The sequence below is a fragment of the Roseburia inulinivorans DSM 16841 genome (genome assembly GCF_000174195.1).
GTDB classification, from domain to species: Bacteria; Bacillota; Clostridia; order Lachnospirales; family Lachnospiraceae; genus Roseburia; species Roseburia inulinivorans.
The window spans coordinates 1-14,352 of the sequence record NZ_ACFY01000057.1 but is presented as its reverse complement, the minus strand read 5'-3'; the positions used below and the strand labels follow the sequence as shown (position 1 = coordinate 14,352).

At 34.5% G+C, this 14,352-nt stretch carries 21 protein-coding genes and 3 pseudogenes; 3 read left to right on the top strand and 21 right to left on the bottom strand.

The genetic code is table 11. From position 1 onward, the window contains the following. Positions 1–13: 13 nt before the first annotated feature. The 7 genes and pseudogenes from ROSEINA2194_RS06160 to ROSEINA2194_RS06135 all read right to left on the bottom strand — a co-directional run bounded on the left by ROSEINA2194_RS06160 (position 14) and on the right by ROSEINA2194_RS06135 (position 4,197). Positions 14–733: a T6SS immunity protein Tdi1 domain-containing protein gene (locus ROSEINA2194_RS06160; protein ID WP_007884569.1), complete on the bottom strand. Its 720-nt coding sequence runs from the start codon at positions 731–733 to the stop codon at positions 14–16. After that, positions 720–956: pseudogene (locus tag ROSEINA2194_RS23500) on the bottom strand (DUF6572 domain-containing protein); the annotation flags it as partial. The gene ROSEINA2194_RS06160 and the pseudogene ROSEINA2194_RS23500, both read right to left, overlap by 14 nt. A 435-nt stretch (positions 957–1,391) precedes the next feature. Further along, on the bottom strand, positions 1,392–2,051 hold the full coding sequence (locus ROSEINA2194_RS06150) for a hypothetical protein (protein ID WP_007884567.1): 660 nt from the start codon (positions 2,049–2,051) through the stop codon (positions 1,392–1,394). 348 nt (positions 2,052–2,399) lie between these two features. Then, positions 2,400–2,780, bottom strand: a complete 381-nt coding sequence (locus ROSEINA2194_RS06145; protein ID WP_007884566.1) for a hypothetical protein — start codon at positions 2,778–2,780, stop codon at positions 2,400–2,402. After that, positions 2,777–2,983: a hypothetical protein gene (locus ROSEINA2194_RS20940; RefSeq protein ID WP_007884564.1), complete on the bottom strand. Its 207-nt coding sequence runs from the start codon at positions 2,981–2,983 to the stop codon at positions 2,777–2,779. The genes ROSEINA2194_RS06145 and ROSEINA2194_RS20940 overlap by 4 nt, the downstream gene beginning before the upstream one ends. A gap of 214 nt (positions 2,984–3,197) precedes the next feature. Continuing rightward, on the bottom strand, positions 3,198–3,650 hold the full coding sequence (locus ROSEINA2194_RS06140; protein WP_007884562.1) for an Imm30 family immunity protein: 453 nt from the start codon (positions 3,648–3,650) through the stop codon (positions 3,198–3,200). Between the two features lie 166 nt (positions 3,651–3,816). Next, a complete protein-coding gene (locus ROSEINA2194_RS06135; protein ID WP_007884561.1) occupies positions 3,817–4,197 on the bottom strand; it encodes an SMI1/KNR4 family protein in 381 nt (126 codons plus the stop codon). A gap of 180 nt (positions 4,198–4,377) precedes the next feature. Between ROSEINA2194_RS06135 and ROSEINA2194_RS23860 the strand changes: the two are divergent. Continuing rightward, positions 4,378–4,502, top strand: a pseudogene (locus tag ROSEINA2194_RS23860) (IS110 family transposase); the annotation flags it as partial. Positions 4,503–4,510: 8 nt separating this feature from the next. Here the strand turns inward: ROSEINA2194_RS23860 and ROSEINA2194_RS06130 are convergent. Continuing rightward, the gene (locus tag ROSEINA2194_RS06130; RefSeq protein WP_044927351.1) at positions 4,511–4,801 is read right to left on the bottom strand and encodes a hypothetical protein; all 291 of its coding nucleotides are present in this window, start codon (positions 4,799–4,801) and stop codon (positions 4,511–4,513) included. A 104-nt stretch (positions 4,802–4,905) separates the two neighbouring features. Beyond that, entirely contained in the window at positions 4,906–5,298 is a 393-nt protein-coding gene (locus ROSEINA2194_RS06125) for a hypothetical protein (protein WP_007884557.1), read from the bottom strand. A 449-nt stretch (positions 5,299–5,747) separates the two neighbouring features. Between ROSEINA2194_RS06125 and ROSEINA2194_RS06115 the strand changes: the two genes are divergently transcribed. Continuing rightward, positions 5,748–6,926 (top strand): IS110 family RNA-guided transposase, encoded by a 1,179-nt coding sequence (locus ROSEINA2194_RS06115; protein WP_007884555.1) that lies wholly within the window; start codon positions 5,748–5,750, stop codon positions 6,924–6,926. 67 nt (positions 6,927–6,993) lie between these two features. Here ROSEINA2194_RS06115 and ROSEINA2194_RS06110 read toward each other — a convergent pair whose 3' ends face one another. The 10 genes and pseudogenes from ROSEINA2194_RS06110 to ROSEINA2194_RS06070 form a co-directional block, all read right to left on the bottom strand. Beyond that, entirely contained in the window at positions 6,994–7,392 is a 399-nt protein-coding gene (locus tag ROSEINA2194_RS06110) for an Imm7 family immunity protein (RefSeq protein WP_007884552.1), read from the bottom strand. An 18-nt stretch (positions 7,393–7,410) separates the two neighbouring features. Then, complete coding sequence (locus ROSEINA2194_RS06105; RefSeq protein ID WP_007884551.1) at positions 7,411–8,100, bottom strand: restriction endonuclease fold toxin; 690 nt, start codon at positions 8,098–8,100, stop codon at positions 7,411–7,413. A gap of 29 nt (positions 8,101–8,129) precedes the next feature. Beyond that, a complete protein-coding gene (locus ROSEINA2194_RS06100) occupies positions 8,130–8,567 on the bottom strand; it encodes an SUKH-3 domain-containing protein (RefSeq protein ID WP_007884548.1) in 438 nt (145 codons plus the stop codon). Between the two features lie 22 nt (positions 8,568–8,589). Beyond that, positions 8,590–9,141, bottom strand: a complete 552-nt coding sequence (locus ROSEINA2194_RS20935; protein ID WP_172727053.1) for a YwqJ-related putative deaminase — start codon at positions 9,139–9,141, stop codon at positions 8,590–8,592. A gap of 54 nt (positions 9,142–9,195) precedes the next feature. After that, positions 9,196–9,309: pseudogene (locus ROSEINA2194_RS23495) on the bottom strand (RHS repeat-associated core domain-containing protein); the annotation flags it as partial. Between the two features lie 245 nt (positions 9,310–9,554). After that, positions 9,555–9,734: a hypothetical protein gene (locus tag ROSEINA2194_RS06090; RefSeq protein ID WP_007884543.1), complete on the bottom strand. Its 180-nt coding sequence runs from the start codon at positions 9,732–9,734 to the stop codon at positions 9,555–9,557. Positions 9,735–10,066: 332 nt separating this feature from the next. Beyond that, positions 10,067–10,414 carry a PoNe immunity protein domain-containing protein gene (locus ROSEINA2194_RS06085; protein WP_007884542.1) on the bottom strand — a complete coding sequence of 116 codons (348 nt, stop codon included), beginning with the start codon at positions 10,412–10,414 and terminating at the stop codon, positions 10,067–10,069. Beyond that, entirely contained in the window at positions 10,408–10,749 is a 342-nt protein-coding gene (locus ROSEINA2194_RS06080) for a PoNe immunity protein domain-containing protein (protein WP_007884540.1), read from the bottom strand. The genes ROSEINA2194_RS06085 and ROSEINA2194_RS06080 overlap by 7 nt, the downstream gene beginning before the upstream one ends. Before the next feature lie 10 nt (positions 10,750–10,759). Beyond that, entirely contained in the window at positions 10,760–11,080 is a 321-nt protein-coding gene (locus ROSEINA2194_RS06075) for a hypothetical protein (RefSeq protein ID WP_007884538.1), read from the bottom strand. Between the two features lie 265 nt (positions 11,081–11,345). Further along, positions 11,346–11,660, bottom strand: a complete 315-nt coding sequence (locus ROSEINA2194_RS06070; protein ID WP_007884537.1) for an SUKH-3 domain-containing protein — start codon at positions 11,658–11,660, stop codon at positions 11,346–11,348. Positions 11,661–11,892: 232 nt separating this feature from the next. Between ROSEINA2194_RS06070 and ROSEINA2194_RS06065 the strand changes: the two genes are divergently transcribed. Continuing rightward, positions 11,893–13,071 carry an IS110 family RNA-guided transposase gene (locus tag ROSEINA2194_RS06065; protein ID WP_007884536.1) on the top strand — a complete coding sequence of 393 codons (1,179 nt, stop codon included), beginning with the start codon at positions 11,893–11,895 and terminating at the stop codon, positions 13,069–13,071. A 44-nt stretch (positions 13,072–13,115) separates the two neighbouring features. Here the strand turns inward: ROSEINA2194_RS06065 and ROSEINA2194_RS06060 are convergent, their stop codons facing one another. After that, entirely contained in the window at positions 13,116–13,355 is a 240-nt protein-coding gene (locus ROSEINA2194_RS06060; RefSeq protein ID WP_007884535.1) for a hypothetical protein, read from the bottom strand. Between the two features lie 15 nt (positions 13,356–13,370). Continuing rightward, complete coding sequence (locus ROSEINA2194_RS21475; protein WP_217284412.1) at positions 13,371–13,886, bottom strand: hypothetical protein; 516 nt, start codon at positions 13,884–13,886, stop codon at positions 13,371–13,373. Between the last annotated feature and the right edge of the window lie 466 nt (positions 13,887–14,352).

The following is a 14,352-nucleotide window of genomic DNA, read 5'->3' as shown; positions in this document are numbered from 1 at the left end:
TTTATAAACATTACTACATTCCAATTTTTCCCACCAGCTGTGATATTAATTCAATGTATTCTCTAATTTTTACTTTTTTCAGATTTTGAATCTTTTCGCTACCACCTAATCCCAATAATGGCACATAACCAAAGCACTCATCCTGCTCCAGTTTACCTAATTTATTTACTGCTTCTATATACTGGGGTATCTGAAAATACTTTTCTAAAAAATAGTCATCTCCAAGGTTTTGTATAAAACGTTTAAAATTTTTTGCGAGCATGACGAAATTACCATTTTTGTACTTCACCATACCAATATATTGGTCTTCTTCAAATGTTACTATATCCCCAAAAGCCGTCACTAGTATCGGAATCGAAATATTTCCTCTAAAATATGTTTCCTTAAGCAGTTCCTGATAATCTTCTGGATTTACTACTTTTAGATATCCTCCCATCAATCTTGCCAATCCATTATCTTCCCATATTTTTATTAATTCATCAGGTAATATTGTTTTATATCTGTGAAGTAATTCCTGTTTTATATCTTGACCTTTTTCTATTAAAATTGACGGAGCTTTAAATGCCCCAACTGCTCTTAGTGAATCAGCTTGTTTACTATTACTTGGCATTTGTAATACTTTCCAAAAAATGTCATCATATATAGAACAGCCCTTTACTTTAAATCCTTTCTTCTTAGAAGCATTGCGTATTGCTTCAGCAAAATGCTTTTGTTGTTCTTTATCTAACTTCATTATCTTCTCCTTGCAAAACAGAATATTGTATTTTTATACCCAATTCGTTTAATTGATTATTAACTGAATGCAAAAACTTTTCCGCATTTTTAGTTAAACAATGTAGAAAATGTATTTCTATAATTCCATACATAATACTCATGTCTTGGTATATATCTTTATATTGTTTTTCCTCTAAAAATGAAATATATGCATTAATTTTTGCTTGTAGCATTATCAAATGTTGATATTCATCTTTTCACTCTAAATGGTCTGTTATTAATAAAATAATACCTTTCTTATCATCCGTTAATGCTACTCCATCTACCGTTTTATTATCTACTACTGACATAATGCCTCCTAATTTACCGCCTTTCGAAACAATATTTGAGTCTAAATTACCGCTTTTTTGACCAATTTTTATATCCGTTTATAGTAAACTTTCACAGAAAAACGCACCCTTTCGCAGCATTCTGTTGCTAAGATTGCGTTACATTAGCATATTAAATTCGCTATGTTCGTCCGTATACCCAACTCGGCAAAATTTCGCTAGTGTCTATTAATTAACATCATGGATTCTTAATTGCTTCGCAACAGCCATGATGGTTAATTAATAGACATGCAGGAGTTGTAGGTTGTTGGGAGTCCGAAAGTATAACCATAATTAAAAATCCTTAGATTAGTCAAACATAATTCCAATTTCCTCTAAAGATTGTTTGCAATATGTTATTTCTTCGCCAAACCATTCCATTAATTTTTCTTTTTGTACAGCATCCAATAAAAAACTATCATTTGTCATTTTTTTTAGATACAATTCTTCTACAATTTGCTCATGCTCCTGATTCATTTCATAATAATCTCTCCAATATTTTTTCATATCTTTCTCTTCATAAAGATATGGCAATAAAATATTATCGCTTTTATGCATAAACTCCTTTTCGTTCATGTCTGAACATATTTTTTCTTCTTCTCCCCAAAAAATAGCAGATATAGCTGGAATATCATCACCATCGTTTTCGACAAGCAAATATGGAAATATTTCTCCTCTTACTCTATAAATTATATCTAATTCAGCATCCTTTAACAATGTATTTTCTATATTGTTTTCCCCTTCTAAATAATTTTCTTCACTCTGTATTCCACACAAAAAATTCTTTTCAGAAAAGGATATAACGCCTCTAGTTCCTTCCATATTTTGGAATAGAAAACTAGTTCCATCCCAAGAAATTTCATCTGACAACAATGTATATTTTCCAACCATTACTGCATGGCAAATAGAAGCAAATATACATTTACTATAAACACTGGTTCTATCCGTAAACTCAAAAATTGTATTCATTGTCTATCTCCTGTTATGAAGTGACTTTTGTCAAGGGTTAATTTCAGGAAATTTTTTCTTAACTCCAGTCACATTTGTTTTTCTGACAGCATTGGAAAAGAGCCCTAGTTTAACAGTCCCCGGCAGTTGGTCACTCTGTTATACGTGGATTGGTTACCTACAGGCTAATGGTCCGCCGTTCTTTCTGTATTTCATGGCTGTTTTTCACCTCAATAATAAATCTATGAGGTTCATAATAATTAGCAGTTATTTATTATTCAATGTACTAGTTACCAGTTAGTACATTCTTAAAGTCTTCATACATTTTAAATGTAATTTTCAAAATTTCTTCTAAATCCTCATATGTTCCTATGATTGGTTTTTTATCCTGTAACTGCTATCAATTAGTCTCCTTGAATATGTCCCCCAAGGAGCCCCAAGAAGCAATTCTCCATTCTCTCTGACTACCCAAACTAAATCAACCATTCCATCTTGCAGAATAATATGAACTCCCAAAGTAATCTTTCCAATTTGTTCTTCCTTGATTTTATATAGTTTTTCTTTTGCATCAAACAGCGGAGAATAGCCTAAAGCTTGAATTGTCTCCATAACTTCTTTACCCTCAATATAAACTAACCGGTTACTTGAAGGTGTTCTTTCAGCATTAAATTTATTAGATAATTCTTCATATCGCTTAATAAAGTCTATTTTTATTAGAGCATTCTTAATCTTAGAATTTAATTCTATCATTGCACTTCCTCCGTAAATTCCCCCATGTCATCTAATAGATTAGCATCTAAACCACTCTCAAGAGCCTCACGCATCGCAGCATCATAATTTGCAAAAATACTTCTTAACTTATTCTGTGTTGCTGCCATTATCCCATCAAGGATTTCTCCTATCCTGCACTTCGGACATTTCCCGTCGAAATCTCCTCTCCTGCCAAGTGTCATGAAAACAATGCGTTCTGCATCTTTGATGAAACAATATTAAGTTTTGATTTCGGATGTCCTTATGTACACCCAGATGGCAAATTTTGCCCTAGAGTCTTCAAATTAATCTACATGGATTACAGCACCTTCGGTGAGAGCCATTCCGATTAATTTAAAGACCGTGGGTAAAGTTTTAGGTGGTGGACATCCTTAAGTGGAGACATAAATAAAGTCATTATTCTGTCCGTTCAATCAGCATATCTATTTTGTTACCAAATCTTTTAGGATTATCATTTTTAACATCAACTAACAATTTTAATATTTTTTCCTTATAGTCCTTTTCTAACTCGCCAATAATCTCAATGTATTTTTCAAAATATTTTTGACTATTAATTATTCGTTTATTTAACGTCATTGCCCAATCATGAGCATCCTTCATATCTGGTGTGCATATTGCAATCGTCTTTAAATATTCCTCTCCTTGCAATTGTTCAATTAGATGAATAATTCCAAACATAACTTCATCATCTTTTGTATCATCGCAAAAAGCTTTACATATGTCAGCAATATCATCAATCGATATGCTCATATGTAACGCCTGTAATGCACCTTCAAATAATTCATATTCTTCGTTAGTACTCAGCTTCCTTGAATTGATTAATTGCTGTATGTGATTATTTTTGTCCATTACTAAATTCTCCTTCCCTATTTATCAAATAATTCAGGCATTTCCATATTCATACATAGACCATCTTTTTTTCCCACTCCATGCTGAGACATATATTCAGATGGAACATTATTCTTTTTTGATTTCAAATGTCCTTATGTGGAGACATAATAATAAAAATAATCTTTCATCCTTTTTTCAGTTCGATTATTAATTCATCCATACTACTATACAATAGTGTTATTCCTTCTATTGGATTTTCTAATGCCAATTCATAGTTCCAATATACTATTTCTGGATTTTGCTTGTTAACTCTAAAATCCAAGCATATAAAATCCTCGTATTCCACTTCAGCAATCGGAACTATATCATATCCAAAATAATCATAAAACTCATCTAAAACATCATTAATTTCATTTGCATTTAAAAATTTTCTGATATTTATAGAATCTTCATCTATTTGGATCTTCATTTTACTTATGCCTTTAAAATTTGATTGATACAATTTCGTATATACCTCTGGGAATTTGATATTTTGCTTCTTCTCGATACATACTAAACTAACCATTATTTATTGCCTCCATAATACGGAAATTGAGAATTTCTAAGCAGTCTTTTTCTATCTATTGCTTTTATTACGTTCCTATATCACAATCATCCTGTAATAGATAGAGGTGTGCGTCACCACTCTTATATTCAAAAACATCGGTGATTCCCCCTGTGTCTTTGGCATGGAAGCCACCGGTCAAAGTACCTCACCCCTGAGAACATTCAGAACGCCCCAATAGATGAGCTCTTTGAAATTATAAAAGATAAGAGCCACAACAAACTTACCATAAAAAAGATGTTTCTATCAAAGATGCTGCGGCTGATGAGGAGGCTTAATTGTGGTGCATAGAAATAATCTCATCAACATATTCTTTCAAATCATCTTCCAAATCTTCCCTTATAGCAATAATTGATTCCCAATTTAAATCTTTTCCTATATCATAATAATTCACAGCATCACATATCATATTCAATATTGCCTCTCTTGTCTGATACTTCATACCTTGAAAATTAATTGTTACATAGTCTTCAATTAACAACAAAAGTTGTTCTTTGGAATAATCGTGCATTCTAATTCTATCATCCATATTGGAGACCAACTCCTCTAATTTTTTTTCATCCAATATCCTTAACACCTCCATTAATCACCCACTAATTCAATTTTGATATGGATCCAAGATTGGTGTATGTGTACGAAAACTGTTATTCTTTTTTGCATAAGCAGATTTCACAAATTTTGAAAATCTTCTACTACTTCTCTCACTTCTTCATTCTCAGATTGTGCACCCAATTTTAATACTTCTTGCTTCAATTCAGGAAGCACAAGAACAACTAATTCAACTAATCGTCTATATTCCCATTCATCTGAACAATCAATACACGTGCTCGCAACCTCAAGAAGAAATTGATTTAGCCAATCTTTATTAATTTCATTGATTTTTTTACGACTAATATCTATAGGACCATAATTTTGTCCTAAACATGAATTCTCAATTAAAACTTTAAGAACTTGTTTTGACACATCCAATGGATATTTATCCAATATCTTTATATCTTCATATGGAAAATTAGCAATACTATGTATTTGCTCCATCAACCATGTTTCATACATATTTGTCATTTTTTTCCTCCGTATTGCCATGGTAATGATTTGTATAACTCATTAAACTCATTATAGCCTACAATACTATCAAAGTTTTCAACATTAAAGTCCTGTTGAGGTCTTGCTCCTCTTGGCGCTGATTTATTACCAAAAGAGTAAATATCTGCGGTTGTACTACCACTCTGGTATGCTAAACACATAGGAATCAAAGCAGTCTTTTTCTATCTATTGCTTTTCTTTTATTCCTATTTCACAATTATCCTGTAATAGATAGAGGTGTGCGTCACCACTCTTGAAGCACTTGTGACTTCGTTCATTGAGACTGCTCCCTCTGCTTTGCAGGATTTTGCGTATTAGCTGGATGTTGACAGCATTTGTGCTGTACTTCGTATATCTAACCAGATTGTAACCCGCATTGAAGTGAGGATTCTATCTACTTACAATTCACATTAGAAAGGATTTCAATTATGTACATCGTAGGCATTGATATTGGCAAAAATCATCATGAAGCATCCATTGTTTCACCTGAAGGCAAACAAATCGGCCGTTCTCTTCGCTTTGCAACTACACACAAAGGTGCAGATTCTCTTATGAGCTTTATCTTCAAAAACATCGGTAATTCCCCTTGTGTATTTGGCATGGAAGCTACAGGTCATTACTGGTATCCCATTTATTCATTTCTAAAAGCAAAAGGATATACCATCTGTGTAATCAATCCTATCCAGTCTGATTCTTTAAGAAAAATGTATATACGACAAACCAAAAACGATTCAATTGACTCTTTTTTAATTGCAGAAGTGATACGTTTCGGTCAGTTTGGGACTACTTCCATGGCTGATGAAAACATCCTTGCCATGCGTCAGTTATGTCGTTATCGTGATTCTGTCATTTCTTCCAGAACTGAAATTAAGCTCCGAATCGGCACAATTATGGAACAAATCTTCCCAGAGTACGAAAAACAGTTTTCTTCTCTTTGGGTGAGCACATCCATGGGCATTCTGGAAAAGTATCTCACCCCTGAGAATATTGAGAATGCACCAATAGATGAGCTCTTTGAAATCATAAAAGATAAGAGCCACAACCGACTTACCAAAGCTAAAGCCATTTCCATCAAAGAAGCTGCAGCTGATACCTTTGGTATTAAGATAGCACAGGATGCTTTCTCTTTCCAGTTAAAACAGCTCATTGACAGAATGAATTTTCATGATAAGCAGATTGAAGCTCTTGATATTGAAATCATGAAATACTATGAGCAGTTTGATTGTTACTTACATACAATCCCGGGAATAGGCATAATTGGTGCTGCTACTATTCTTGCTGAAATCGGTGATATAAGCAGATTTAAAAATTCCTCTGCATTAGTTGCCTTTGCTGGCATTGATCCAACTGTACGTCAGTCGGGTGAATTTAACAGCACACATAACCATATGTCAAAACGTGGTTCACCTTACTTAAGACATGCCATTTTTCTTGCGGCTACCACCTGCTCTTTTCACAATAGCCCGTTGAATGCATATTACAAAAAGAAACGTGACCAAGGTAAACATCACTTAACTGCCACAGGAGCCGTGGCAAGAAAGCTTACCACCGTAATTTATGCCGTGTTACGGGATAGTAAACCTTATGAACCTAAGAAGTTCTGTTAAATGTCTGGTATAGTGAGACTAGGATTTAAGCCTGCCCGTGGGGAGGCTTAGTTTGCATGTGTAAAGCTTAATCAAACTCCTCTATCATAATGCTACATGGACTAAAATTTTCATCTCTTTTCCATTCACACTTACCTTTCTTAGATACTAGAACCCTAAATTCATCACTATATACTTCATCTTCATCATCCAAATAATACAGCAAGCCATAACTACCCGTGGCAATCTTAGTAATGTTCTCATACATACTAATCATCTCTTCTGTTCTTTCTGTCTTATGGTTTTCCATCACACTAAACTGAACAAAACGCGAATAATTTTTTTCTATTACTTTTAATTCATTGTATTTTAACTTCTTGATTAAATTATCAATGTCATCAAATACTTTTTTTTCATCTATTTCTGGATGTAAATCTTCATCCAAATATGTAGCTCTTATCTCTAACCACGCATAAATCGTTACCATAGTAATCCTCTTTCTTTTCTAATTTAAAATTCCCAAAGGTTCAGTATCTATTATTACCTCAACCCCATATCTCTCGCTATACTCGTATAATTTATCAAGTACTTCCTGACTCGGAATTCCCTCAAATTGATAATAAACTTTTCTTTCGTATTTTTTTGCTGCTTCAAAAGTCGCTTTCATCTGTGTTCTAACCGTTTTATTAACACATTTTAATGGTGGTTTAGCTTGTGCAATATATTGATCTGAAATCACATCAAATTCACGCTGAATTGGATCATCCGCAAAAGCAGATCTCGATTGACCTCCAATTCTTTTAGCTAATTCATCAGCTGCTGCATCTTTAGTATTACATTGAATTATTTCCCTTGACTTCCCATAGCTGGTCTCAATAGCCTCACGCATCGTAGCATCATAATTTGCAAAAATACTTCTTAACTTATTCTGTGTTGCTGCCATTATCCCATCGAGGATTTCTCCTATGACAACACCTGTTACAAAATCTGCCACCATCTGTCCTGGATCAAAAGCATATGCCCACTTCTCATCCCATGACATACTGTCATCAAAGACTGCATACGCAAGTCTTTCACCTGCACTTCGGACATTTCCAGTCGAAATCTCCTCTCCTTCTTTCATCGCTGTCGTAGATAATGCACCAATACCCGCACCTATAAACACCCCGGCTAAAATACTTCCAGCACCAAGCAAAGAGCCTTAAAAATACCGCTGATACATCTTTAACTTATTACTACTGCCTCATTGCATTCTCCTACTAAACAGTCAAGCATTTGTTCAACATTCTCTCCTGCTTTTTCTAAATACCCATCTGTATAACAATAAAACACATCTTGTTCCGTCATTAACACCATTAAATTTCCTCTACACGCAACCCCTACAGGATATACTATTTCATTAATATCATATTCTTCCAGTAACTCTTCAAAATATACTTTATCCAAATTGCATCCCAGTGCTTTTTCTGGGATAAACTCCAAATTTTCTTTTCTTTCATCATCTTCAAAAACAAGCATACCGTATACCGTCAAAAATTTTTCTACATTCATCGGCATGACAAGCCCAAGCTTCTGATACACATCTTTAATATTAGATATATCTATTGTTCTTTTTTCATCCCAACCAGCTTTTACTAGTCTCTCCTCCGTCACTTTTTCCATAATATTAACATTCCTTTCAATCCTATTGTTTTGGGAATAAACATCCTTCAAATGTCACTTGGCAATTTCGACACGGCAAAGCGTATTTTCCATCTTTAAAATATTTTGTATTAATAAAAATATTATCTAACGTTGCTTGATTTTGTAATGCATTGTTTACAGAATATATTTCTGCACAATTATCTACACTCCACTTTTCAAAGCTCATTCTACTTGCATATTCATTATCAATTGAATTTCCTGCCAGACTCATAGTTCTATTTATTCTTTGTTGTAAATCTGGATGTATTTCTTGAATTGAAGGATTAAACTTATTAGCACCGTTATATCCAAAATATATATCACCAGTATTTAAATCTACAGCAGCACTTATCTTCGCAGGTTTATATGCACCACCTCCCGGCTTAGTTATTCCACCATTTTTAATAAAATCAATTTGATTATCAAGAGCCTCATTACTTATCTTTTCTGCAACATCAAGCCAATGCTCGTCATACCTGGCAACTTCTTCTGGTAACATCAGCTCTCTTAAGCTAGAGTAATTACCACTCTCTCCAGCACCACTTTCCCCCACACTTGTTTCTTCCTTGCATGGGGTCTGACGTTTATCCTTGTACCCACTCGGATCATAGTACACCACCGGATTATTCTTACAGTACGCATACAGATTCAGCCCGTCCCCGCGGTACCCATCCTCCTGCACAAACCTTCCCAGCACCGGATTGTAAAATCTCGCCCGCAGAAAATCGTTATGATTATCCTTGCTGGCTTTTACTAATTACTAATTAGTTACAATCTGCAAATTATCTTTAAGACATTCTCAATAATTGAATGAAGGATTTACATTAAAATCAATCCCCAATTCTTGTAATTTTGTAATTATTGGTTTAATCTTAGGTGCCTTAGCTTTTAATATACATACTTCTCTTTTTTCAAGCATTTGCTTCGCAATAACAAAATTAACATTAGCTGTTTTTGCAACAAATTTTATTTTTCTGCATCAACTTCTGTTACATTTTTTATATACAGACTGTATTCCGTTTCATCTCTATCTATATCTTCAATGTATGTTGTTATTATATTCCACCCACACATAGGGCATCTCCATCCTTGAGTAGCACCTTCGATACTCCAATTCATTTTTCCTTTACATTTTTCACATATCATTTCCTAATCACCTTCTGGAGAAAATAGTTGAAATGTCTCTCTATTATTCATGTCTGGCAATCTCAAATTATTCATACCTGCCCAGCATATCCACACTGCCGTTCGCACAAAGACTGGATGCCCCTTCTGCCAGTTCTGTTTTTTCCGAGAAACAAGCAGCTCCCTTCCTTCACATGTTACCCTGTCCCCCAGCGACAGGCTTGTCCTCGTAACAACATCATAACAAATGAAATCTTCTGAAATACCCGGTTACTTTTTTTCTGATCTAAAAGAATTGTTCCTGACCTGACGAAATAGGTTCTATCAGTTCTCCATAGGCACAGACAAAAACACTATTCTTTATAATGAACCATGTCATATGGATAATATTGCGTATCACGCAATTGTGTATCATTTATTTTCAAAATTTTTGCAATTGCGCCTGCCTCAAAACTCCAATATCCATAGTATATATTCTGCTTGCTTTTGTGTGCTTCATAGCAACCACAATCTTCATTATACCAATCATTATTCAAATATTTCTTCAATAGTTCTATTTTATTTTCTTCATATACTACCCTCTGCAAGGTAGTAAAGGAATTAGGAAAAAGCATTTCTTTGCTCACCTCTATTTGTTCACCATCTAATGAATCTAACAAAAAATTATATAGCCAATCATTTATGTTTGATTTTTTCAACATATTTTTACTTTTTTTACAAATGCTCTATCTACCTGAAATAAAATACCCAAAGAAATCATCTTTAAATTTTTATTATAATATTCTGGTTCCCAAACTTCCTCCCATTCTGCTAACAAGTCTAAATACTCTTCTTCCAATAAAGTTAACTCATCGCCTTTAGAATATCCAGCTATCATTATTCCAAGTTTTAAGTCATGTACTTTTGATTTCACAGGAAGTATTCTATCTTCTTTTACCTCTCCATTTTCTAGTTTATCAGAAAATTTTTTTACTCTTGCCAAATCTTCATTTATAAATGTGTTAAAATATTCTATATCTTTTATTTTATCTCTCATATCAATTCCTTTACTCCTTAATCCAGATTCTGTCAGCGATTTCTTCATTTATTTCATAATATGTTTCAACCAAATTTTCAAGAAACTCAACATTTGTTATTCGTTCATGTTCATACAATTGAGCTTGAATGTTATTATCACATAATTCCTTGTATAACTTAATAATATTTACAATCCCCTCCTCTTTTACATAACTGCATTCAACAACATAATTATTGCTAATAATTGCCTCTTTTATTTCACCAATTGAAAGTTTGCAATATTTTCTCAGGATCTTTATACAACGATTAATTTCATTCCGGGATATCACTTTTATTCCTACAGTATCCATATTATTATTCGCTCCTTCTAATCAAAATCATGAATATCTACAATGGGTTCCCCTGGTAAGCAAGAGCCAGCTGACGTTATCAATACACAGCTGGTTCTAATATCATTTTATCATTACACTCCTAATTTTTATTTGTGTATATCTCTTTTAACTGAAATTGAGGATTGAATATATTGTTCAAAAAATCTTCTATTGTATCTCCCGCAATCGACAAGCTCATCCAATCACCAAGATATACTTTTTTGCTATCACTTACATAAATAACCTAGTCATAACATTCACCTATTGGAAATAACTCTTCATTGCTTGCTTGATTAAATATTTCCATTCTATCATATTCACCACTTGCGGCATTTACGGGATTAAAATGCATTGTTACCCCTAAGTGATTTTTATCACTAGAAACTCTAACTTGTAAATCCCCTAATTCAGATAAAATTGATTTTGCATATTCATTAACAATATATCCTTCTTCTGTCAAAATTTGAATCCATTGAGTTATGTCTTGTTTTCTCCCATCACTCCATCCACTATTTTTCAATACATTTAATACATATTCATCTAATAAATTACTAACCATATTAACCTTCCTATATCACAATCATCCTGTAATAGATAGAGGTGTGCGTCACCACTCTTGAGGCACTTGTGACCTCGTAACCTGAGACTGCTCCCTCTGCTTTGCAGGATTTTGCGTATTAGCTAGATGTTGGCAGTATATTCACTGTACTTCGTATCTCGAACCAGATTGTAACCCGCATTGAAGTGAGGATTCTATCTACTTACACTAAACAAAAGAAAGGAATTTCATTATGTACATCATAGGCATTGATATTGGCAAAAATCATCATGAAGCTTCCATTGTTTCTCCGAAAGGCAGGCAAATCGGACATTCTCTCCGCTTTGCAACTACACACAAAGGTGCAGATTCTCTTATAAGCTTTATATTCAAAAACATCGGTGATTCCCCTTGTGTCTTTGGCATGGAAGCCACCGGTCATTACTGGTATCCAATTTATTCATTTCTCAAATTCAAAGGATATACCATCTATGTGATCAATCCTATCCAGTCCGATTCTCTCAGAAAAATGTATATCCGACAAACAAAAAATGATTCCATCGATTCTTTTCTGATTGCAGAAGTAATACGCTTTGGGCAGTTTGAGGCTACTTCCATGGCAGATGAAAACATACTTGCCATGCGGCAGTTATGCCGTTACCGGGATTCTGTTGTTTCCTCCAGAACAGAAATCAAGCTTCGCATCAGTACGATTATGGAACAGATTTTCCCGGAATACGAAAAACAGTTTTCCTCTCTATGGCTCGGCACATCCATGGGCATTCTTGAAAAGTACCTCACCCCTGAGAACATTCAGAACGCCCCCATAGATGAGCTCTTTGAAATTATAAAAGATAAGAGCCACAACAAACTTACCATAAAAAAAGCTGTTTCTATCAAAGATGCTGCGGCTGATACCTTTGGTATTAAAATAGCACAAGATGCGTTCGCTTTCCAGTTAAAACAGCTGATTGACAGATTGAATTTCCTTAATGAACAGCTGGAAGCTCTTGACCATGAAATTCTCAGTTACTATGAGAAGTTTGATTGTTACCTCCATACAATTCCGGGAATCGGCATGATTGCTGCTGCAGCCATTTTAGCTGAAATTGGAGATATACACAGGTTTAAAAATTCATCTGCCTTAGTTGCCTTTGCCGGTATTGATCCAACCGTAAGGCAATCCGGCGAATTTAACAGCATACATAACCACATGTCGAAACGAGGTTCCCCTTACCTGAGACATGCAATCTTCCTTGCTGCAACCACCTGTTCTTTTCACAACAGTCCTTTAAATGCCTATTATAAAAAGAAGCGTGAACAGGGCAAACACCATCTGACTGCCACTGGCGCAGTAGCAAGAAAGCTTACCACCGTAATCTATGCTGTATTGCGAGATGGTAAGCCTTATGAGCCTAAAAGTTTTTGTTAATGTCTGGTAGTAAGACTAGGATTTAAGCCTGCCGGTGGGGAGGCTTAGTTGTGATGCTCATTTATTGAAACACTCCATTTTTCTCTTAGTATATCTTCTATAGTTGGATATTCTATTTCTCCATGTTTATTTCTTGTTCCATTGATACCTTTTAATGCATCCTCTGGATTATTCCACTCTGCTTCGCATTCATCACAACATATAAATATTTTTTTAGTTAATTTATCTTTTACAATTTCAAGTAAGCCTTGCTTACATATCTTACAGTAACCAATATTATACATTTTAGGTTCCTCCTATCACTTATGATAATCTCCAAAAGACGGAAATGCGGTTATTAAATCAGTACTTTCATCCAGCGTTACTATTGTTATATAATCCATTTGAGCACCAGTATTAATATATCCACTTTCATAGCCTGCATTTTTGTACGGAATGTTATAAATTGTTCCTCCCATTCCATCCGATATCGGTTCAACCAAATGACGTTGTTCCCATGCATCATTTACCATATCTATCGGATTCCCGTTAAATACACTATGTGTTTCTCGACTATTATTTTGAACCATATGTCGCTTAATATGCTCAACCCTGGTTTCACCTTTCTTACTAACAATTGCGTCCCAGTTTAATTTTTCGCTTGACTTCCCATAACTGGTCTCTGTAATTTTTTTGATTTCACTGCCTGCCTTAAGGTCATTCCTTAAATTATTCAGCCAGTAGTTATGCTCCTTTGACAGCTTTGGGACTATGACAAGCTGTATTGGGATGGCATCCCCGATGGGGTAGTATATGCCGCTGTCTTCCTGTTCCACTGCCATCTTCCGGTGATTTGTATTCTATGATATTGTACTGCCGGAAGATTCTCCTGATATTCTTTTTGAGCTTTACATGTTTTTCATTTTTGACCAGCACATCGATCTGCATTGGCTTTTTTGAGATGAGATGCTCCCTGCATTGAATTGTTCATCAAAATGGAATCTCCTGCCGAACCGGCACTGAATTTTGAGATCATATCCTTGACCATATATCAGGTTTTGAATCTGCAGACAGAAACGTTGTTAAGAATGATCACGATTATGAATTTTTCATAATCGTAACTGTTATTTGTCTGCGACTTTGATGTAGGCTTAGTATAAAGCAATCTTAGAATTGTGTCAATGAAAATCCGTCAATCCATGTTACGAGCGGCAGAACCCAATATAGGCACTCATCCCATAACCGTGAGTTCCATAATGTAAATTGCAGATTTTGTGGTGCAATCCATAACGTTGACTAGGC

Coding starts and splice junctions, on each gene's coding strand:
- ROSEINA2194_RS06160 (WP_007884569.1), bottom strand. CDS start 733: ATGAAGTTAGATAAAGAACAACAAAAGCATTTTGCTGAAGCAATACGC.
- ROSEINA2194_RS06150 (WP_007884567.1), bottom strand. CDS start 2,051: ATGAATACAATTTTTGAGTTTACGGATAGAACCAGTGTTTATAGTAAA.
- ROSEINA2194_RS06145 (WP_007884566.1), bottom strand. CDS start 2,780: ATGATAGAATTAAATTCTAAGATTAAGAATGCTCTAATAAAAATAGAC.
- ROSEINA2194_RS20940 (WP_007884564.1), bottom strand. CDS start 2,983: ATGACACTTGGCAGGAGAGGAGATTTCGACGGGAAATGTCCGAAGTGC.
- ROSEINA2194_RS06140 (WP_007884562.1), bottom strand. CDS start 3,650: ATGGACAAAAATAATCACATACAGCAATTAATCAATTCAAGGAAGCTG.
- ROSEINA2194_RS06135 (WP_007884561.1), bottom strand. CDS start 4,197: ATGGTTAGTTTAGTATGTATCGAGAAGAAGCAAAATATCAAATTCCCA.
- ROSEINA2194_RS06125 (WP_007884557.1), bottom strand. CDS start 5,298: ATGACAAATATGTATGAAACATGGTTGATGGAGCAAATACATAGTATT.
- ROSEINA2194_RS06115 (WP_007884555.1), top strand. CDS start 5,748: ATGTACATCGTAGGCATTGATATTGGCAAAAATCATCATGAAGCATCC.
- ROSEINA2194_RS06110 (WP_007884552.1), bottom strand. CDS start 7,392: ATGGTAACGATTTATGCGTGGTTAGAGATAAGAGCTACATATTTGGAT.
- ROSEINA2194_RS06100 (WP_007884548.1), bottom strand. CDS start 8,567: ATGGAAAAAGTGACGGAGGAGAGACTAGTAAAAGCTGGTTGGGATGAA.
- ROSEINA2194_RS06090 (WP_007884543.1), bottom strand. CDS start 9,734: ATGATATGTGAAAAATGTAAAGGAAAAATGAATTGGAGTATCGAAGGT.
- ROSEINA2194_RS06085 (WP_007884542.1), bottom strand. CDS start 10,414: ATGTTGAAAAAATCAAACATAAATGATTGGCTATATAATTTTTTGTTA.
- ROSEINA2194_RS06080 (WP_007884540.1), bottom strand. CDS start 10,749: ATGAGAGATAAAATAAAAGATATAGAATATTTTAACACATTTATAAAT.
- ROSEINA2194_RS06075 (WP_007884538.1), bottom strand. CDS start 11,080: ATGGATACTGTAGGAATAAAAGTGATATCCCGGAATGAAATTAATCGT.
- ROSEINA2194_RS06070 (WP_007884537.1), bottom strand. CDS start 11,660: ATGGTTAGTAATTTATTAGATGAATATGTATTAAATGTATTGAAAAAT.
- ROSEINA2194_RS06065 (WP_007884536.1), top strand. CDS start 11,893: ATGTACATCATAGGCATTGATATTGGCAAAAATCATCATGAAGCTTCC.
- ROSEINA2194_RS06060 (WP_007884535.1), bottom strand. CDS start 13,355: ATGTATAATATTGGTTACTGTAAGATATGTAAGCAAGGCTTACTTGAA.